This is a genomic window from Streptomyces sp. PA03-3a (assembly GCF_033792735.1).
In the GTDB taxonomy this organism is placed as follows: Bacteria; Actinomycetota; Actinomycetes; order Streptomycetales; family Streptomycetaceae; genus Actinacidiphila.
Map to the genome: position 1 here is coordinate 1 of NZ_JARAVM010000019.1, position 18,125 is coordinate 18,125.

An 18,125-nucleotide genomic window follows, 5' to 3' on the forward strand; every position below is an offset into this window, starting at 1 on the left:
CCGTTCCGGCCGCGGCGCGGCGGTCCGAGCCCCGGCCACCCGTCCCGGGAGCCGCACCCGTCGCCGCCCCGGTTCCGCCGCCGCTGCGGCGCCGGCGAGCGGGCCGCCCGCCGTTCTCGCCGCCGTTCTTGTCGCGGGACGCCCTCGGCGCGGGCGCCGGCTGGGGTACCTCGATGGTGATGGCGACGCCGGACGGCTCACGGGCGCCCGTGAGCGTGGTCAGCTCCTCCGCGCTCGACGTGATCCGGGCGGTCCGGGGACGGATCCCCGCGTCCGACATCAGCCGGGTCATGTCCCGCTTCTGGTCGGGCAGGACCAGCGTGACCACCCTGCCGGAGCCGCCGGCACGGGCCGTGCGGCCGCCGCGGTGGAGGTAGTCCTTGTGGTCGGTGGGCGGGTCGACGTTCACGACGAGGTCGAGGTCGTCGACGTGTATGCCGCGGGCCGCCACGTTCGTGGCGACCAGCGCCGTCACCTGGCCGTTCTTGAACTGCTCCAGCGTGCGGTTGCGCTGCGGCTGGGAACGGCCGCCGTGCAGTGCCGCCGCGGGGACGCCGACGGCCAGCAGCCGCTTGGCGAGCCGGTCGGCGGACCGCTTGGTGTCGAGGAAGAGGATGACCCGGCCGTCACGCGCCGCGATGCGCGTGGTGACGGCCTTCTTGTCGGTCTCGTCCAGGACGTGGAACACATGGTGCTCCATGGTGGTCACCGCACCCGCGGACGGGTCCACGGAGTGCACCACGGGGTCGGTCAGGAACCGCTGCACCAGGCGGTCGATGTTGCCGTCCAGGGTGGCCGAGAAGAGCATCCGCTGTCCGTCGGGCCGCACGCGCTCGATCAGCCTGGTGATCTGCGGCAGGAAGCCCATGTCGGTCATCTGGTCGGCCTCGTCCAGCACCGTGATGCCGACGTTGCCGAGCACGCAGTCGCCGTGTTCCACCAGGTCGTTGAGCCTGCCGGGGGTGGCCACCAGTACCTCGACGCCGCGCCGCAGCGTGGCGGCCTGCTTGGTCATGGACAGCCCGCCGACCACGGTGGCCATCCGCAGGTTCACCGCCGTCGCGTACGGGGTCAGCGCGTCCGTCACCTGCTGGGCAAGTTCGCGGGTGGGTACCAGCACGAGGGCGAGCGGGGCCTTGGGCTCCGCTCGCATTCCGGCCGTGCGGGCCAGCAGTGCCAGGCCGAAGGCGAGGGTCTTGCCGGAGCCGGTGCGGCCCCGCCCCAGCAGGTCACGGCCCGCGATCGAGTTGGGCAGCGTGGCGGCCTGGATGGGGAAGGGGGTGGTCACGCCCTGCGCGGTGAGGGTCTTCAGCAGTCCCGCGGGCATGTCGAGAGCGGCGAAGTCCTCGACCGCGGGGAGTGCGGGTGTCGTGCTTTCCGGCAACCGGAATTCTCTCGGCGACGGTGCGGAGGGTGCGGACGACGACACGCGCCGATTCGATTTCTGGGGCCTGCGGGACATGCGGTGATGTGCCTTCCTGAGAACAGCGCAAACCGGGGTCCGCACCATGACGGTGCGGACCCCGGTGAGCGGGTACGCGTCCGGCGATCAGGCGGGGACGATGTTCTCCGCCTGCGGGCCCTTCTGGCCCTGCGTGACGTCGAAGCTCACCCGCTGGCCCTCCTGGAGCTCGCGAAAGCCCTGGGTGGCGATGTTCGAGTAGTGGGCGAAGACGTCGGGGCCGCCGCCGTCCTGCTCGATGAAGCCGAAGCCCTTTTCAGAGTTGAACCACTTGACGGTTCCCTGTGCCATGACATTCTCCTTCTTTAGGCAGAGGGCCCACCCGGAGATGCCGGAGAACAAATAATGCGCCTGCGGGAGAAGAATCCGTCAGGCGCACATAATTCCTATGGGTACCACAACTGCAACTACTTCACCTTAACACAGATCGGGTCGGCACGACGGACGGGGCCTGCGGGGCAGGGGACCGCGCGGGCCCGGGACGGGAGCCGGGCAGGGGACCGCGCGGGCCCGGGACGGGAGCCGGGCAGGGGTCGGCGCAGCCGGGCACCCCGGGTTCACCGGGGAGGGCTCACCCGTCCGTGTACCCGCCCGAGGCCCGGCACGCCCCGTCGTCGCCGCGGGAGCGCGTTTCCGTGCTCCCGCGGCATTCCGGGCCCCGGCCCGGGGCCTCCGCGTCGTCAGCGCAGCAGCTTCACCGCCTCGACCACCAGGGGGTCCAGACCGTCCGCCCCGGCGTCGACGAATGCGAACAGCCGGGTGCGCATCCGCGGGTCCCAGAACCTGCCGATGTGCCCCGCGACGGCCTCGGCCGCGCTGTCGCCCGGCAGGTGGACGAGGTTGGCCGCGATGTCGTTGGCCATCCGGCGCTCCGCCGGCACGGCGCCGGCCATCTCAGTCCACCACCGTCAGCAGCTCGTCCCGCTCCCGGCCCCGGTCCTGTTCCGCGCCGTCGTCGCGGCGCGGGCGGGCGAGCCCCACCTGGACCGCGGTCACCTTGTACTCCGGGCAGTTGGTCGCCCAGTCGGAGTTCTCGGTGGTCACCACGTTGGCCCCGGTCACCGGGTGGTGGAAGGTGGTGTAGACGACCCCGGGCGGCATCCGGTCGGAGATCTCGGCCTTCAGCCTCGTCTCCCCCACCCGGCTCGCCAGGGTCACCATGTCGCCGTCCACGATGCCCCGGACCTCGGCGTCGTGGGGATGGAGCTCCAGCACGTCCTCCGGGTGCCAGGCGACGTTGCCGGTGCGGCGGGTCTGCGCCCCGACGTTGTACTGGCTGAGGATCCGGCCGGTGGTCAGGATCAGCGGGAAGCGCCTGGTGCTGCGCTCGGCGGTCGGCACGAAGGTGGTGACCACGAACCTGCCCTTGCCCCGCACGAACTCGTCCACGTGCATGATGGGCGTGCCTTCGGGGGCCTGCTCGTTGCACGGCCACTGGACGCTGCCCAGCTTGTCCAGCAGCTGGAAGGAGACACCCGTGAAGGTCGGCGTGACCTGGGCGATCTCGTCCATGATCTGGCTCGGGTGGTCGTACGCCATGGGGTGGCCCATGGCGGTGGCGATCTCGGAGACGATCTGCCACTCGTGCTTGCCCGTCTTCGGCTTCATCACCGCGCGCACCCGGTTGATGCGGCGCTCGGCGTTGGTGAAGGTGCCGTCCTTCTCCAGGAAGGACGCGCCGGGCAGGAAGACGTGCGCGAACTTCGCCGTCTCGTTGAGGAACAGGTCCTGCACGACGACCAGTTCCATGGCCTCCAGCGCCGCGGTGACGTGCTTGAGGTTGGGGTCGGACTGGGCGATGTCCTCACCGTGCACGAACAGGCCGCGGAAGGTCCCGTCGATGGCCGCGTCGAACATGTTCGGAATGCGCAGCCCGGGCTCGGCGAGGATCGTGCCGCCCCAGAGGTTCTCGAAGACGGTGCGCACCGCGTCGTCCGAGACGTGCCGGTAGCCCGGCAGCTCGTGCGGGAACGAGCCCATGTCGCAGGAGCCCTGCACGTTGTTCTGGCCGCGCAGCGGGTTGACGCCGACGCCGTCGCGGCCGATGTTGCCGCAGGCCATCGCGAGGTTGGCCATGCCCATCACCATGGTGGAGCCCTGGCTGTGCTCGGTGACGCCCAGCCCGTAGTAGATCGCCCCGTTGGGGGCCTGCGCGTACAGCCGTGCCGCCGCGCGCAGCTCCTCGGCCGGCACGCCGGTGAGCTCCTCCGTGGCCTCCGGGCTGTTCTCCGGGCGGGCGATGAACTCCTCCCACCCCTCGAAGTCCTCGCACCGCTCGTCCACGAAGGCCCGGTCGACCAGCCCCTCGGTGACCACCACGTGCGCCATGGCGTTCACGACGGCCACGTTGGTGCTGGGCCGCAGCTGGAGGTGGTGCTCGGCCTGGACGTGCGGGGAGCGCACCAGGTCGATGCGGCGCGGGTCGACGACGATGAGCTTGGCGCCCTCGCGCAGCCGGCGCTTCATCCGCGAGGCGAACACCGGGTGCCCGTCGGTGGGGTTGGCGCCGATCACCATGATGACGTCGGCCTCGGCGACGGACCGGAAGTCCTGGGTGCCGGCCGACTCGCCGAAGGTCTGCTTGAGCCCGTACCCCGTCGGGGAGTGGCAGACCCGGGCGCAGGTGTCGACGTTGTTGTTGCCGAAGGCGGCGCGCACCATCTTCTGGACGACGTACACCTCTTCGTTGGTGCACCGCGAGGAGGTGATGGCGCCGATCGCGCCCGATCCGTACCGCTCCTGGAGTTCGAGCATCCGGCGGGCGACCGTGCCGATCGCCTCGTCCCACTCGACCTCGCGCCACGGGTCGGTGATCTTCTCCCGGACCATGGGCTTGAGCATCCGGTCGGGGTGGCTGGCGTAGCCGAAGGCGAAGCGGCCCTTGACGCAGGAGTGCCCCTCGTTGGCGCCGCCGTCCTTGTGGGGCACCATCCGCACCAGCTCGTCGCCGCGCAGCTCCGCCTTGAACGAGCAGCCGACCCCGCAGTACGCGCAGGTCGTGATCACCGAGCGGGTCGGCATGCCGAGCTCGACCACCGACTTCTCCTGGAGCGTGGAGGTCGGGCAGGCCTGCACGCAGGCGCCGCAGGAGACGCACTCGGACTCCATGAAGGTCTCGCCGGCGCCGGCCGACACCTTGGAGTCAAAGCCGCGGCCCTCGATGGTCAGGGCGAAGGTGCCCTGCACCTCGCCGCAGGCGCGTACGCAGCGGGAGCAGGCGATGCACTTGGAGGCGTCGAAGTCGAAGTACGGGTTGGAGGTGTCCTTCTCGGCGTCGAGGTGGTTCTCGCCCTCGTAGCCGTAGCGGACCTGCCGCAGCCCGACCACGCCGGCCATGTCCTGCAGCTCGCAGTCGCCGTTGGCGGGGCAGGTGAGGCAGTCCAGCGGGTGGTCGGATATGTACAGCTCCATGACGCCCTGGCGGAGCTTCTCCACCTTGGGGGTCTGGGTCCGCACGCTCATCCCGGCCGCCACCGGCGTGGTGCACGACGCGGGGGTGCCCCGCCGGCCGTCGATCTCCACGACGCACAGCCGGCAGGAGCCGAACGGCTCCAGGCTGTCGGTGGCGCAGAGCTTGGGGATGTCGATGCCGGCGAGCGCGGCGGCGCGCATCACCGATGTGCCCTCGGGCACCGTCACCGCCATCCCGTCCACTTCCACCGAGACCGTCGCCGGTCCGGGCCGCTCCGGTGTGCCGAAGTCGGGTTCCTTGAGGAGTGTCATGCCGTGCCCTCCGTCCTGCCTCCATGGGCGTGCGTGCGTGGGATCGCCCGGCCGGGGTCGCGGGCGAGGAAGTCGTCGGGGAAGTGCGCGATGGCGCTGCGCACGGGCATCGGCGTGAGGCCGCCCATCGCGCACAGGGAGCCGTCGGTCATCAGCTCGCACAAATCCTCGAGCAGGGCCAGGTTCTCGTCCCGCTGCTGACCGGCCACGATCTTGTCGATCACCTCGACGCCGCGGACCGAGCCCACCCGGCAGGGCGTGCACTTGCCGCAGGACTCCTCGGCGCAGAACTCCATCGCGAACCGGGCCTGGGCGGCCATGTCGACGGACTCGTCGAAGACGACGACGCCGCCGTGGCCGAGCATGGCGCCCGCCTCGGCGAACGCCTCGTAGTCCATCGGCAGGTCGAACATCGACGTCGGCAGGTAGGCGCCGAGCGGCCCGCCGACCTGCACCGTGCGGACCGGGCGCCCGGAGAAGGTGCCGCCGCCGTAGTCCTCGACCAGTTCGCGCAGCGTGACGCCGAAGGCGGTCTCCACGATCCCGCCGCGGGCGATGTTGCCGCCGAGCTGGAACACCTGGGTGCCGCGCGAGCGTTCCACGCCGAGTTCCTGGTACGCCTTCGCGCCCTCGGCGAGGATGACCGGCACCGTGGCGAGCGTGAGGACGTTGTTGACGACCGTCGGCTTGCCGAACAGGCCCTCGATCGCGGGGATCGGCGGCTTGGCGCGGACGGTTCCGCGCTTGCCCTCCAGGCTCTCCAGCATGGAGGTCTCCTCGCCGCAGATGTACGCTCCGGCGCCGACGCGGACGTGCAGTTCGAAGTCGAGGGGGGAGCCGAGGATGCCCTTGCCGAGCCACCCCTGCTCGTGGGCGATGGCGATCGCGGCGCGCATCGTGGCCACCGCGTCGGGGTACTCGGAGCGGATGTAGAGGTAGCCCTCGCGCGCGCCGACGGAGTGCGCGGCGATCGTCATGCCCTCGATGAGCATGAAGGGGTCGCCCTCCATGACCATGCGGTCGGCGAAGGTGCCGCTGTCGCCCTCGTCGGCGTTGCAGCAGACGAACTTGAGTTCGTCGGCGCAGTCCAGGACGGTCTTCCACTTGATGCCCGCCGGGAAGCCGGCGCCGCCGCGTCCGCGCAGACCGGAGTCGGTCACCTCGGTGACGACGTCGGCGGGGGCCATGCCGAGGGCCGTGCGCAGTCCGGCCAGGCCGCCGTGGCGCAGGTAGTCCTCCGGCGAGAGGGGGTCGGTGATCCCGATCCGGGAGAAGGTGACCCGGGTCTGGCGGGCCAGCCAGGGCAGTTCGTCGACGACGCCGAGGCGCAGCGGGTGGTCGGCGCCCTCGAGCATGCCCGCGGCCAGCAGTCCCTCGACGTCCGAGGGGGCCACCGGCCCGTACCCGACGCGGCCGGCCGGTGTGACCACCTCGACCAGCGGCTCCAGCCACAGCATGCCGCGGGAGCCGTTGCGCACCACCTCGACGGGCGCCTCCCGTTCCGCCGCGGCGCGCCGCAGCGCGTCCGCAACCTCGTCCGCGCCGACCGATCTGGCCGCCGAGTCGCGCGGGACGTAGACCGTCACCGCGGAGTCGGAAGAGTCCTTCGTCATGCGACCGTCCCCTTGAGGATGGAGCCCAACCGGGCCGTGTCCACTCGTCCGTACAACCGGCCGTCGACCTCGACCGAGGGCCCCAGGGCGCAGTTGCCGAGGCAGAAGACCTGCTCGACGGTGACCGAGCCGTCGGGGGTCGTCTCCCCCAGCGCCAGTCCCGCCTCCCGCGCGTAGCCCACCAGCGCGTCGGACCCGAGGGCCTGGCACGCCTCGGCGCGGCAGATGCGCACCGTGGTCCGTCCCGCCGGCTCGCGGCGGAAGTCGTGGTAGAAGGTCACCACTCCGTGGACGTCGGCCCTGGAGAGGTTGAACTCGTCGGCGAGCACCGGTATCGCCTCTTTGGGTACGCACCCCAGCTCGGCCTGCAGGGCGTGCAGTACCGGCAGCAGCGCGCCGCGCTGATCCCGATGGTCGGCCACCACCGTCCGGACCGTGTCTTCGACCGTCATGTCACTCCCGCCGATCGTCATTGACCACTCCGCCTTCGCCAGGTCAGGGAGTGCCGGCGCGGGATCGTCAGAGAGCCGCTTCGCCTTCCCGACGGTGCCGGCAGTACACCGCGACGATACCGCATACAAACTTCTGCATACAGAATCCTGCGGCCTGGACTTTCCCAAGTCCCGGCACCACGACGCGCCTTGCCGCGACAGAAGGCATGTTGCATACCAAAACCTGTATACTGACTCGTCCCGCCGCCGGCGACCCTCACGGCGGCCACCAGTCCAGAGCCGTCGGCCCACAGGCTCGGTGGCAGAACGGGGGAACCATGCGCGAGGCCCTGACGGCCGCGGCGACCCACCGGGTCGCCCGCCCCGCACCACTGCGCCAGGCCGTGTACGACGCCCTCATCGAACTCATCATCAGCGGGTCCCTGACACCCGGCCAGCACCTGGTCGAGGCCGAACTCGCCGAACACCTCGGGGTCTCCCGCCAGCCGGTACGAGAAGCCCTGCAGCGCCTGCAGACCGACGGCTGGGTCGACCTGCGCCCCGCCCAGGGCGCCTTCGTCCACTCCCCCACCGAGGAGGAGGCCGCCCAACTGCTCGGCGTCCGCTCGGTGCTGGAGACCTACTCGGCCCGGCTCGCCGCCGGGAACGCCAAGCCCGAGGACGTCGAACACCTCTGGGAGCTGCAGCAGGCGGGGATCAAGGCGCTCGCCGCGGGCGACGTGGAGCGCCTGGTCACGGCCAACACGGCGCTGCACTCCTTCATCACGTCCATCGCCGCCAACGCCGTGCTGGCCGAGCTGATCTCGCAGGTGAGCCGGAAGGTGCGGTGGTACTACACCCCCATCGCCAAGCCCCGCGGCAAGGACGCCTGGAACGAGCACGCCCAGCTCATCAAGGCCATCGCCAAGGGCGACGCGGAACGCGCCGGCGAGATCATGCGCAAGCACACCGAACGCACCGGCGACTATCGCAAGGCGGTCGCGGCGGGGGCGACGGCACTGAGCTGAGCCGCCCCGGCCCGCGCCGAGGGGGCCGATTCCGCGGCCGCCACCGACGGGTGGACGGCCGCGGCTCCCACGGCGTCCCGCAGTGCGAGCAGCCACGGCAGCACCGTGCGCCGCACGACGTCGTGCCCCGCGCCGTCCTCCCCGAGCATCGCGTCGGCGGGGACGAGGACCGGGTCGGCGACCACCGACGAGGTGGCGCTGCCGTGCGGCCCCGCCCCGTCCGGCCGGGCCGGGACGAACAGGTCGGGCGCGTGCGCGGGCACCAGCCACAGGGTCAGCCCGTCCGCGGCGGCCAGCGGCGAGGACGACCAGACGTAGCTGTCGGCCTCCCCCGCCGCGACCACCTCGCGCTTGCGGGCGCTCAGGGCGACCACCTCACCGGAGCGGGTGGCGGTCGCCCCCGCGGCGCCGTACGCACCGTCCGCCAGGGCGAGGCTGCTCAGGTGGCGTCCGGCGGCTATCTCGCCGCGCACCCAGGCACTTCCGCACGCCTCGATCACGGCGACCGCCGCGTAGTGGGACTGGAGCACGGCGGCGGTCACCGGGCAGCTGCCGGCGATCCGCGCGACGACCTCGGCGGCCTCGGCCGGACCCCGGCCACCGCCGCCCAGGTCGGCGGAGACGGTCAGCCCGAGCAGACCCGCCTCGCCCAGGGCGGTCACCGCGCCGCGCGGGAAGCTCCCCTCCCTGCCGGTCCGCTCGGCACGGGGCGCGATGACGTCGCTCAGGACACGGGAGAAGGCGTTGCGGTACGACACGAGGTGACCCCCTCGGGAACGGTTGCTGATCTGCCGTCAGGCAGCGGATGTGGGCACGCCGACGGACGGGGCGGCCGGGCACGCGGATGTGCGTGCGGGCCGGCCGCCCCGCCGGCGTGCGCGCGGACCAGCCGCCGGGAGCAGCCGTCCCGCGTCTCCCGGCAGGTTGCCGTCCGCCGGTCCGCGCGCAGGTCTGGACGGGGCGTCGTGCCCCAGACACTCAGGGCTGCGGGTCGATCTCCCGCAGCAGCCCCGTGGTGACGTCGAAGACAAAGCCCCGGACGTCGTCGGTATGGGGCAGGAACGGGGACGTGCGCACCCGCTGCATCGACTGCCTTACGTCCTGGTCGACGTCCTGGAACGCCTCCACCGCCCACGCGGGGCGCTGGCCGACCTCCATCTCCAGCTCGTGCCGGAAGTCCTCGGTGAGGGTCTGCAGGCCGCAGCCGGTGTGGTGGATCAGTATCACGCTGCGGGTCTTCAGCGCCCGCTGGCTGATGGTCAGCGACCGGATGGTGTCGTCGGTGACCACGCCGCCGGCGTTGCGGATGGTGTGGCAGTCGCCCAGCGCCAGGCCGAGGGCGGCGTGCAGGTCGATCCGGGCGTCCATGCAGGCCACCACGGCGACCTGGAGCACCGGCCGGGCGCCCATGCCGGGGTCGTCGAACCCCGCGGCGTACTTGCGGTTGGACTCCACGAGGCGGTCGATGACCGTCTCCCCGCCCGCGGCGCTGCCGCCGGGCTGTGCGGAACCGTACGTTGACGTCGACATGACTCCGGTGCGCTCCTTTTCTGGTGCGGCCCCCCACGTGCTGCGATCATGCACGTGAGCGGCCGGTTCGGGGTGGACCACGGCGGCTCCCGCGCGGCTCCGGCTTCCTCCCGGTGGTCGATAGACGCCGTGAATCAACGCAGGCCGGACCGCAGCGCGCAGCGCCCCCGGTACGGCGGCGGGGTCGGCCGCGCCGGCGTGCCGTGCTCCGGGCGCCGCCGGTACGGCGGCGGCTCGCACCGCCGGGTGGTGTCGCCGCCGGCGGGACGGCGCGCGTGGTCCGCGGTCATGGTCAGATCACTCCTTGTGCCTTGAGCCCCGGCAACTCGTCCTCGTGGATGCCGAGTTCGGTGGTGTAGATGTCGTGGTTGTGTTCGCCGAGGAGGGGTGAGCGGTGGATGGTGGTGGGTGAGTCGGAGAGTTTGAGGGGGTTTCCGACGGTGGTGTAGGTGCCGCGTTCGGGGTGGTCGACCTCGACGACGATCTCGTTGGCCTTGAGGCTTTCGTCGTTGATGATCTCTTTGGTGGACAGGATGGGTCCGCATGGGATGTTGTGGCGGTTGAGTTCTTCGAGGACCTGCCATTTGGGCAGGGTGGTGGTCCATTCCTCGATGAGCTGGAACATTTTGGCGAGTTTGGGCAGCCTGGCTTCGGGGGTGGCCCATTCGGGGTCGTCGGCGAGTTCGGGGTGGCCGATGAGTTGGGCCAGGGGTTGCCAGCCGACGGGTTGGACGATGACGTAGACGTAGTCGTTGGGGCCGCCGGGGGCGCATTTGACCGCCCAGCCGGGTTGGCCGCCGCCGGAGGCGTTGCCGGAGCGGGGGACTTCGTCGGTGAAGTCCTCGTTGGGGTATTCGGCCAGTGGTCCGTGGGTCAGGCGTTGCTGGTCGCGGAGTTTGACGCGGCACAGGTTGAGGACGGCGTGCTGCATGGCGACCTGGACGCGTTGGCCGCGTCCGGTGTGGGTGCGCTGGTAGAGGGCGGCCAGGATCCCGGCCACCGCGTGGACGCCGGTGCCCGAGTCCCCGATCTGCGCGCCGGTGGCCAGTGGCGGGCCGCCTTCGAAGCCGGTGGTGGCCATGGAGCCGCCCATGGCCTGGGCGACGACCTCGTAGGCCTTGAACGCGGTGTAGGGGCCGTCGCCGAAGCCCTTGATGGAGGCGTAGACGATGCGCGGGTTGATCTCCTGGATCCGCTCCCAGGTGAAGCCCATGCGGTCGACCGCGCCGGGCCCGAAGTTCTCGACCATCACGTCGCTGCGGGCGATCAGGTCGGTCAGGATCTCCCGTCCGCGCGGGGTCTTGGTGTTGAGCGTGATGCTGCGCTTGTTCGCGTTGAGCATCGTGAAGTACAGGCTGTCCGCACCGGGCACGTCCCGTAGTTGACGCCGGGTGATGTCACCGCCGGGCGCCTCCAGCTTCACCACGTCCGCCCCCAGCCACGCCAGCAACTGCGTCGCCGACGGACCCGACTGGACATGCGTCATGTCCAGAACACGAACACCCTCCAAAGCCTTCGTCACAACGGCCACCTCACATCCAACGCCGGGTCAGGAGTGGTACGTCGAGATTCCATACTGCAGATTGCATACCGTATGGAGTAACCATGGTTGCGGCAGACGCCGTGGATGTCCAGAGCGGCCGGGAAAAGAATTCGCCGGGAGGCTCGGCGCGAGGGGCCGGGCGCGGCACCGCCGGCCGAACCGGTCCGCGCGAAGTCCCGCGGGAGGGCGGAAGCACCGGAGGATGAGCCCCCGTGGCGGCGCTTCCCGACACTCGTTGACGCTCCTCGGCGTGACCACCTGGGGGAAGCGTCGTCCCGGGACCCGGGGGTCTGCCCGGGAAGGGCGAGGAGTTCCGGACGCCGCTCACCCCCTGTCCGGGCCGAGCGCCCCGCCCGGCGCGCGCCAGCCCGGTCGGGGACGGCCCCGGGCTTCAGCGGTGCGTGTGCAACGGCTTGCCCGCGAGGGCGAGGAACGCCTCCCCCAGAGCCTCGTTCTGGGTCGGGTGCGCGTGTCGCGGGCACGAAGGCGCTGACCGTCGGCGACCCGCTCGACGGGGACACCGAGATCGGGCCGATCGCCACGGAGTCGGGGCGGCGCGAGCTCGCCGAACTGGTCGACGACGCCGTCTCGAAGGGGGCCGTCCTGCGGTGCGGCGGGTCGGCGGTCGGTACCGGGGGCTGGTTCTTCGAGCCGGCGGTGCTGGAGGAGGTCACCTCCGACATGCGGGTGTACGGACAGGAGGCCTTCGGTCCGCTGGCCGTCGTCCACCGGGTCGACGACATCGAACAGGCCGCCGCGCTCGCCAACGACACCACCTTCGGCCTCAGTTCGTCGGTGTGGACCACCGACCCCGAGGAGGAGCGGTTCCTGATCCCGCGGCTCGAGGCGGGCGCCGTCTTCGTCAACGGCATGAGCGTCTCCTACCCCGAGCTGCCCTTCGGCGGCGTGAAGGACTCGGGCATCGGGCGCGAGCTCGCCGCGGAGGGCATCCGGGAGTTCTGCAACCTCAAGACGGTCTGAAGGGCTGAGGGAACCCGCTCCCGCACACCACGGCCGGGGCGCGCGCCGGCCGTGCGTGCGCCCCGGCCGCGCGTGCTCACCGTGCCGCTGCCGCCCAGCGGTTCAGCGTCCCGCTGCTGTCGTCCCAGGTGAGCCAGGTCCCGTCGCCGAGCGGACGCACATAGCTGTCGACGGGGCCCGTGGGATACGCGACGGCCCCTCGTATCTCCAGGGTGCGGGCGTCGAGCAGCCAGTGGCGGGCCTCTTCGGGCCCCTCCGCGGAGTCGATCGTCGAGGCGATGACCGTGCCGGCGTCCACGAAGCCGCAGCCGTAGTCCCAGCGGGTCGGGTCGTCCTCGTCGCCGGCCGGCTCCGGCGACACCTCGGCGAGCACGGTGCCGTCCGCAGCGTGCAGTTGCAGGTCCCATCCGCTGTGCTCGACGGTCAGGAAGCCCGGGTACCCCTCATGGACGTCCGTCAGGATCCGGTCCAAGCCCTCGTTCAGGTCCCAGCCGGCCAGCTCGCCGCCGTCCCAGCGCGCCCAGTGCAGCAGAACGCCGTCCTGGCCCATGCCGATGCAGAGGCCCATGTGGACACCGTCCGGGTGGGACAGCTGGTGCGAGCCGGATGCCGCGCTGTCCAGCGGCAGCCGGGCCAGCTCCCTTCCGTCCCGGGCGTCCAGGACGACCCAGCGCTCCTCCCACTCGTCCTCCGCCGGCTCGGCCACGACGTGCGCCCAGACGAACCGTCCGTCCTGCGAGACCCGGCAGGAGCCGTGCTCGTTCCCCGGGCACACCTCCTGCTCGTCCCCCGTGTGCGCGTGGCCGATCGCGGGCCCCCAGCAGGCGTGCCGGTACTCCCACAGAGTCTCGCCGCCCCTGCCCACCGCCCGTACCGCGCGCTGGCCCGAGAACACCGCGAACGTGCCGTCGGGACTCACCGAGTGGACGCCGCGGTCCCAGCCCGGCCAGGGAAGGGGGAACACGACGCTCGGCGCACGGCCACCCGCGAACACCTCGTCCAGGTCGCGGACCGCCAGCTCGCGCCCGTCGTCGAGGAGGGCGCGGCACGCGCCGCCCCCGCGGCTGTCCAGCGCGAAGCCGTTGACGAGTGCGCCGCCACCCGGCAGCCTCACCGAATCGCGCAGGTGTGCGGTGATCGACATGCTCCGACGGTAGCGGACCCCACCGACAGCCGGTCAGAGGACCCTGAGGATGTCGTCAACACGCTCCTTGGCGTCGCCGAAGAGCATGGCGGAGTTGTCGCGGTAGAAGAGGGGGTTCCGGACGCCGGCGTAACCGGAGGCCATCGAGCGCTTGAAGACGACGACGTTCTCGGCGTTCCAGACCTGGAGGACCGGCATGCCGGCGAGGGGCGAGCCCGGGTCCTCGGCCGCCGCGGGGTTGACGGTGTCGTTGGCGCCGATGACGAGGACGACGAAGGTCCCGTCGAAGTCGTCGTTGACCTCGTCCATCTCCAGCACGATGTCGTAGGGGACCTTGGCCTCGGCGAGCAGGACGTTCATGTGGCCGGGCAGCCGGCCCGCGACCGGGTGGATGCCGAAGCGGACCTTGACGCCCCGGCCCCTGAGCTTGCGGGTCAACTCGGCGACGCCGTACTGGGCCTGGGCCACGGCCATGCCGTAGCCGGGGGTGATGATCACCGAGTCTGCCGTTCCGAGGAGTTCGGCGACGCCCTCGGCGGTGATCTCGCGGTGCTCTCCGTAGTCCCTGTCGTCGGCCGGGCCGGCCTCGATGCCGAACCCGCCGGCGATCACGGAGAGGAAGGACCAGTTCGTCGCCTTGCACATGACGGAGGACAGATAGGCGCCGGAGGAGCCGACCAGGGCGCCGGTGATGATCAGGAGGTCGTTCTCCAGCAGGGCTCCCGACGCCGCGGCCGCCCAGCCGGAGTAGGAGTTCAGCATCGACACGACGACCGGCATCGGGATCGTCCCGTACCGTCGCCTCGCGGGAGACCAGAACGGGCCCCGCACCCACCGCGCCCCCATCCCGGCAATCCGAGGGTTCGACCACGGACAACCCGACCAAGCGAAAAATCATGAACAATGCGCCTAAGATCGCAAAGTGGACCAATGGCCGCTGTACCGTGGAGGCCCGTCCGGCAACGGCCGCCTCGCGATCGGCCAGGGAGAAAGCGCACATGGCAATTCGGTTCGACCTGAGGTCGCTGACCCCCGGCGATCGCGCGGACGCCATCCGCGAACTCTCCCGGTCGGTGAACGGCCGAATAGAGGTGGACCTGCCTCCGAACCCCGATCGTCTGAGGGCCGTTGCGAACATCAACGCGGTGGGTCCGGTGGAAGTCACCGGAATCGACTGGAATGTGGCCGGACTCCGGCGAGCGACCGCCCCGCTGAAGGAGGACATGGCTCCGCACGTTCTCGTCGCCCTGCAGGAATCGGGGGTCACCCGGTTCAGCCAGGGAGGCAACCAGGGTGAGATCCGGGCGGGCGATCTCACGGTGATCGAGAACGCGAGGCCCTACGAGATCTTCTTTCGGAGCCCCGTGCGCACGGTCGTCGTCCGCGTTCCCACACACGTCCTGGGGCTGCGGTCCTCCCTGCTCCGCCAGGTCGCGGCCGTACGGCTCGGCTCGGAACGCCCGCTCGTGGGCGCCGCAGTGGCGTTCTTCGCCCGGCTGGCCCGCAGCCAGGCCGCTCTCGGCGAGACCGAGGCCGCCCTGTTCGCGCAGCCCAGCGTCGACCTGATCAGGGCCGTGGTCACCACGGGCCTCGGCCGCGACGACCTGGCCCGGGGGCCTTTGTACGACACACTTCTCCAGCGCGTCGAGGAATACGTCCGCCTCCATCTGGCAGAACCCGACCTGACCGCCGCACGCATCGCCGCCGCGCACCATGTCTCCGTACGCCAGCTCTACCTGACCCTGTCCCGAGCGGGCATCGCACTCGGCGACTGGATAAGGACGCAGCGCCTCGAGGAGTGCAGGAAGGAACTGGCGTCGCCCGTGCACCGATTCATGACGATCGAGGCGATCGCCCACCGGTGGGGGTTCGCCAGCGCGCCCCATTTCAGCCGCGTCTTCAAAGCCGCGTACGGCGTGAGCCCCCGCGAGTGGCGCCACCGAAGCCGCGAGTTCCCCGGCGAGGCCGCACCCGCCTGTCCCTGAGCGCGACCTCGCCGGCCCTCCCACACCAAGCGGCACGCCGGTCGCGGTCTCTTGCCTCCCCGTGCACGGATCCGTCGGCCGACTTGCCTTCCCGTGCAGGGATTCGGGTCCGTGCACGGCGCCGAGGAGCCGGCCACCGGAGTGCCGGACCCCTCGGCGGCGGGACGTGCCGCCGACGCCGCGCGGCGCCTTCGGACGGCGGAACGGCCGCCGCCGACAGGCGCCTCGACCGAAGTTCCCGCCCCGCCGGGCCCCCGCCGCCCTCCCACTCACGCGACCGGCCGGCGGCCCACAGATGGGTCACATGGGGCATCTCGCCCTGGTTGCCATCCCGATTCCCTCGTCCTACGGTCGCCACCGACGACGACGTCGGCACCGAGTCCGCGGCACTCGACCAGGGCGGATACCCCAAGAGGAGCCACCTCGCGTGCACCCTCCTCCGGTGGCCGGGCACGTTCGGCTCCGGCGCGGGGCACCGCCTCCGCGCTCCATGTGCGCCGCACCCACGAAAGGCACGACATGACCAAGATCGCGATCATCCTCGGCAGCACCCGCCCCGGGCGCAACGGCGCCGCCGTGGCGGACTGGATACTCGACATCGCCAAGCAGCGCTCCGATGCGGAGTTCGAGCTCGTGGACCTGGCGGACCACCCGCTGCCGCTCCTCGACGAGGCGCTTCCCCCGTCGCTCGGGCAGTACCAGAACGACCACACCAAAGCGTGGGCGTCGAGGATCGCCGAGTTCGACGGCTATGTGTTCGTCACCCCGGAGTACAACCACTCGACCACGGGCGCCCTGAAGAACGCCATCGACTACCTGTACGCGGAGTGGAACAACAAGGCCGCGGGCTTCGTGGGATACGGCGCCGACGGTGGCGTCCGCGCCGTGGAGCACCTCCGTCTCATCGCCAGTGAGCTGCAGATCGTCACGGTGCGCGCGCAGGTCGCGCTGTCCCTCCTGGCCGACTTCGAGAACTACAGCGTCTTCAAGCCGGGCCCGCACCACCAGGCCACCGCGGAGGCCATGCTCGACCAGCTCGTCAGCTGGTCGAGGGCCATGCAGCCGCTGCGCGCCAACGCCTGATCGACCACCGCCCGACCGGTACCGGCCTCCTGGAGATGTTAGATTGCATAGGTAATCTATAAGACCCAAGCCTGCCCGGAGAGACGGCCTTGCCGCCATCGATGCGGCATCGACTCGCACGCGTGGGACGACTCGGCGGCCATCTGCCCGTCGGGGCGTCCCGCGGCACATTTCACGAGGGACTCATGACTTTCGACGATCCGTTCCCACCCGTGTCGGCTGCGGAGGCGGCCGAACTCGCATCGCTGGTGAGCGGTCCGGTCCTGCTGCCCGGCGATGAGGGTTACGACGCCGAGTGCCGGCTTTTCAACCTCAACGTCCGCCTTGAACCGGCGCTCGCGGTCGGTGCCGCGGACGCGGCCGACGTGCGGGCGGCGGTCTCCTTCGCGGCCCGTCAGGGCCGGCCTGTGACGGTGAAGACCACGGGACACCAGCAGGTCGACGCCGCCCGGGGCGGGGTTCTGATCTCCACCCGGCGTATGAAGGGCATCGCGGTCGACGCCGGCAGGCGACGCGTGCGGGTCGAGGCCGGGGTGGTCTGGCAGGAGGTGATCGACCGGGCGGCCGAGGTGGGCCTGGCCCCGGTGAGCGGTTCCGCTCCGCTGGTGGGCGTGGCCGGCTACACCCTCGGCGGCGGACTCAGTCCCGTCCTCGGCCGGAGCCTGGGATACGCGGCCGACCACGTCCGCTCACTGGAGGTGGTGACCGCCGACGGCGAGTTGCGGCACGTCACGGCCGGCAGCGACCCCGAACTGTTCTGGGCGCTGCTCGGAGGCAAGGGCAATTTCGGTGTGGTCACCGCGATGGAGTTCGACCTGTTCCCGCTGACCCGCTTCTACGGCGGCGGCATCCACTTCCCCGGCGAACACCTCGCCGATGTCCTGCACGCCTGGCGCACCTGGCAGGCGGACATGCCGCAGGAGATGTCCTCCTCACTGGCCGTGCAACGACTGCCCCCGCTGCCGGAGTTGCCGCAGTCGCTGCGCGGGGCGTTCGTGGTGCACGTGCGCTTCGCCTTCCTCGGTCCGGCCGACGAGGGCGACCGGCTGATCGCACCCCTGCGCGCGGCCGCCCCGGCGCTCCTCGACACCGTGGGCGAGATGCCCTACACCGCCATGGGAGCCATCCACCTCGACCCTCCCACACCGATGCCCTACTACGACCGCACCACGATGCTGCGCGCGCTCCCCGCCGAGGCAGCCGACAAGCTGATCGAACTGCTCGGTCCCGGGTCGCACTCCCCACTGGCCAGCGTCGAGATCCGCATGCTCGGCGGTGCGCTCGACCGTGAGCCCGCGGTGCCCAACGCCGTGTCCACCCGGGGGCTTCCGTTCGTCCTCTTCGGCTTCGGCGTGGGCTCCCCGGACCAGGCCGGATTCCTCGTCGGCGCACTCGAGGAGGTCATGAAGGCGATGGAGCCCTGGGCCGACGACCGCAGGATGGTCAACTTCCTCTCCGTCGAGGAGGCCACCGACCCCGACCGGTTGAGCCAGGCCTACGGCCCCGAGCGCTACCGCCGACTGACCGCCGCGAAGAAGACATACGACCCGACCAACACCTTCCGGGTCAACCACAACATCCTGCCCAGCTGACGGGGGTACC

Annotated in this window: 15 protein-coding genes and 2 pseudogenes; 5 read left to right on the forward strand and 12 right to left on the reverse strand. The window is 71.2% G+C overall.

Translation table 11 applies throughout. The annotated features are described in order from the left end of the window. The 6 genes from PV342_RS22695 to PV342_RS22720 form a co-directional block, all read right to left on the reverse strand. A partial coding sequence (locus PV342_RS22695; protein ID WP_500318538.1) for a DEAD/DEAH box helicase occupies window positions 1-1,462 on the reverse strand: 1,462 nt, incomplete at its 3' end. 87 nt (window positions 1,463-1,549) lie between these two features. Then, window positions 1,550-1,753: a cold-shock protein gene (locus PV342_RS22700; protein ID WP_007502648.1), complete on the reverse strand. Its 204-nt coding sequence runs from the start codon at window positions 1,751-1,753 to the stop codon at window positions 1,550-1,552. A gap of 389 nt (window positions 1,754-2,142) precedes the next feature. After that, a complete protein-coding gene (locus tag PV342_RS22705) occupies window positions 2,143-2,355 on the reverse strand; it encodes a formate dehydrogenase subunit delta (protein WP_386986112.1) in 213 nt (70 codons plus the stop codon). A gap of 1 nt (window position 2,356) precedes the next feature. Then, the gene (gene fdhF, locus PV342_RS22710) at window positions 2,357-5,185 is read right to left on the reverse strand and encodes a formate dehydrogenase subunit alpha (RefSeq protein ID WP_500318539.1); all 2,829 of its coding nucleotides are present in this window, start codon (window positions 5,183-5,185) and stop codon (window positions 2,357-2,359) included. Then, window positions 5,182-6,798, reverse strand: a complete 1,617-nt coding sequence (locus PV342_RS22715; RefSeq protein ID WP_386986118.1) for a formate dehydrogenase beta subunit — start codon at window positions 6,796-6,798, stop codon at window positions 5,182-5,184. Before PV342_RS22715 ends, fdhF begins: the two co-directional genes overlap by 4 nt. After that, complete coding sequence (locus PV342_RS22720; RefSeq protein ID WP_386986120.1) at window positions 6,795-7,250, reverse strand: formate dehydrogenase subunit gamma; 456 nt, start codon at window positions 7,248-7,250, stop codon at window positions 6,795-6,797. The genes PV342_RS22715 and PV342_RS22720 overlap by 4 nt, the downstream gene beginning before the upstream one ends. Before the next feature lie 317 nt (window positions 7,251-7,567). Here PV342_RS22720 and PV342_RS22725 point away from each other — a divergent pair, with 317 nt between their 5' ends. Continuing rightward, window positions 7,568-8,257, forward strand: coding sequence for a GntR family transcriptional regulator (locus PV342_RS22725; protein WP_500318540.1), 690 nt, complete (start codon window positions 7,568-7,570; stop codon window positions 8,255-8,257). On the opposite strand, the gene PV342_RS22730 is transcribed toward PV342_RS22725, so the two are convergent. The 4 genes from PV342_RS22730 to frc all read right to left on the reverse strand — a co-directional run bounded on the left by PV342_RS22730 (window position 8,215) and on the right by frc (window position 11,309). Then, window positions 8,215-9,015 (reverse strand): acyl-CoA dehydrogenase family protein, encoded by an 801-nt coding sequence (locus tag PV342_RS22730; RefSeq protein WP_500318541.1) that lies wholly within the window; start codon window positions 9,013-9,015, stop codon window positions 8,215-8,217. The two genes, PV342_RS22725 and PV342_RS22730, sit on opposite strands and share 43 nt — an antisense overlap. A 220-nt stretch (window positions 9,016-9,235) precedes the next feature. Further along, on the reverse strand, window positions 9,236-9,787 hold the full coding sequence (locus PV342_RS22735; RefSeq protein WP_500318542.1) for a beta-class carbonic anhydrase: 552 nt from the start codon (window positions 9,785-9,787) through the stop codon (window positions 9,236-9,238). A gap of 134 nt (window positions 9,788-9,921) precedes the next feature. Next, entirely contained in the window at window positions 9,922-10,077 is a 156-nt protein-coding gene (locus PV342_RS22740) for a hypothetical protein (RefSeq protein ID WP_500318543.1), read from the reverse strand. Window positions 10,078-10,079: 2 nt separating this feature from the next. Then, window positions 10,080-11,309, reverse strand: a complete 1,230-nt coding sequence (gene frc, locus PV342_RS22745) for a formyl-CoA transferase (protein WP_500318544.1) — start codon at window positions 11,307-11,309, stop codon at window positions 10,080-10,082. Between the two features lie 507 nt (window positions 11,310-11,816). On the opposite strand from frc, the pseudogene PV342_RS22750 reads away from it, so the two are divergent. Further along, window positions 11,817-12,311 (forward strand): annotated as a pseudogene (locus tag PV342_RS22750) (aldehyde dehydrogenase family protein); the annotation flags it as partial. Window positions 12,312-12,387: 76 nt separating this feature from the next. On the opposite strand, the gene PV342_RS22755 reads toward PV342_RS22750, so the two are convergent. Both PV342_RS22755 and PV342_RS22760 read right to left on the reverse strand, forming a co-directional pair. Continuing rightward, window positions 12,388-13,455, reverse strand: a complete 1,068-nt coding sequence (locus PV342_RS22755; protein ID WP_500318545.1) for a hypothetical protein — start codon at window positions 13,453-13,455, stop codon at window positions 12,388-12,390. Between the two features lie 33 nt (window positions 13,456-13,488). Continuing rightward, window positions 13,489-14,235, reverse strand: a pseudogene (locus tag PV342_RS22760) (NAD(P)(+) transhydrogenase (Re/Si-specific) subunit beta); the annotation flags it as partial. A gap of 218 nt (window positions 14,236-14,453) precedes the next feature. Here PV342_RS22760 and PV342_RS22765 point away from each other — a divergent pair. The 3 genes from PV342_RS22765 to PV342_RS22775 all read left to right on the forward strand — a co-directional run bounded on the left by PV342_RS22765 (window position 14,454) and on the right by PV342_RS22775 (window position 18,115). Further along, window positions 14,454-15,440, forward strand: a complete 987-nt coding sequence (locus PV342_RS22765) for a helix-turn-helix domain-containing protein (protein ID WP_500318546.1) — start codon at window positions 14,454-14,456, stop codon at window positions 15,438-15,440. Window positions 15,441-15,959: 519 nt separating this feature from the next. Then, window positions 15,960-16,523, forward strand: coding sequence for an NADPH-dependent FMN reductase (locus tag PV342_RS22770; RefSeq protein WP_500318547.1), 564 nt, complete (start codon window positions 15,960-15,962; stop codon window positions 16,521-16,523). A 185-nt stretch (window positions 16,524-16,708) separates the two neighbouring features. Then, complete coding sequence (locus PV342_RS22775; protein WP_500318548.1) at window positions 16,709-18,115, forward strand: FAD-binding oxidoreductase; 1,407 nt, start codon at window positions 16,709-16,711, stop codon at window positions 18,113-18,115. The last annotated feature ends 10 nt before the right edge of the window (window positions 18,116-18,125 follow it).

Bases quoted from the DNA above. Each gene is read 5' to 3' on its own strand.
- PV342_RS22700 (WP_007502648.1), bottom strand. From the start codon at position 1,753: ATGGCACAGGGAACCGTCAAGTGGTTCAACTCTGAAAAGGGCTTCGGC.
- PV342_RS22735 (WP_500318542.1), bottom strand. From the start codon at position 9,787: ATGTCGACGTCAACGTACGGTTCCGCACAGCCCGGCGGCAGCGCCGCG.
- PV342_RS22705 (WP_386986112.1), bottom strand. From the start codon at position 2,355: ATGGCCGGCGCCGTGCCGGCGGAGCGCCGGATGGCCAACGACATCGCG.
- PV342_RS22755 (WP_500318545.1), bottom strand. From the start codon at position 13,455: ATGTCGATCACCGCACACCTGCGCGATTCGGTGAGGCTGCCGGGTGGC.
- PV342_RS22715 (WP_386986118.1), bottom strand. From the start codon at position 6,798: ATGACGAAGGACTCTTCCGACTCCGCGGTGACGGTCTACGTCCCGCGC.
- PV342_RS22720 (WP_386986120.1), bottom strand. From the start codon at position 7,250: ATGACGGTCGAAGACACGGTCCGGACGGTGGTGGCCGACCATCGGGAT.
- PV342_RS22740 (WP_500318543.1), bottom strand. From the start codon at position 10,077: ATGACCGCGGACCACGCGCGCCGTCCCGCCGGCGGCGACACCACCCGG.
- PV342_RS22775 (WP_500318548.1), top strand. From the start codon at position 16,709: ATGACTTTCGACGATCCGTTCCCACCCGTGTCGGCTGCGGAGGCGGCC.
- PV342_RS22725 (WP_500318540.1), top strand. From the start codon at position 7,568: ATGCGCGAGGCCCTGACGGCCGCGGCGACCCACCGGGTCGCCCGCCCC.
- fdhF (WP_500318539.1), bottom strand. From the start codon at position 5,185: ATGACACTCCTCAAGGAACCCGACTTCGGCACACCGGAGCGGCCCGGA.
- PV342_RS22770 (WP_500318547.1), top strand. From the start codon at position 15,960: ATGACCAAGATCGCGATCATCCTCGGCAGCACCCGCCCCGGGCGCAAC.
- PV342_RS22765 (WP_500318546.1), top strand. From the start codon at position 14,454: ATGGCAATTCGGTTCGACCTGAGGTCGCTGACCCCCGGCGATCGCGCG.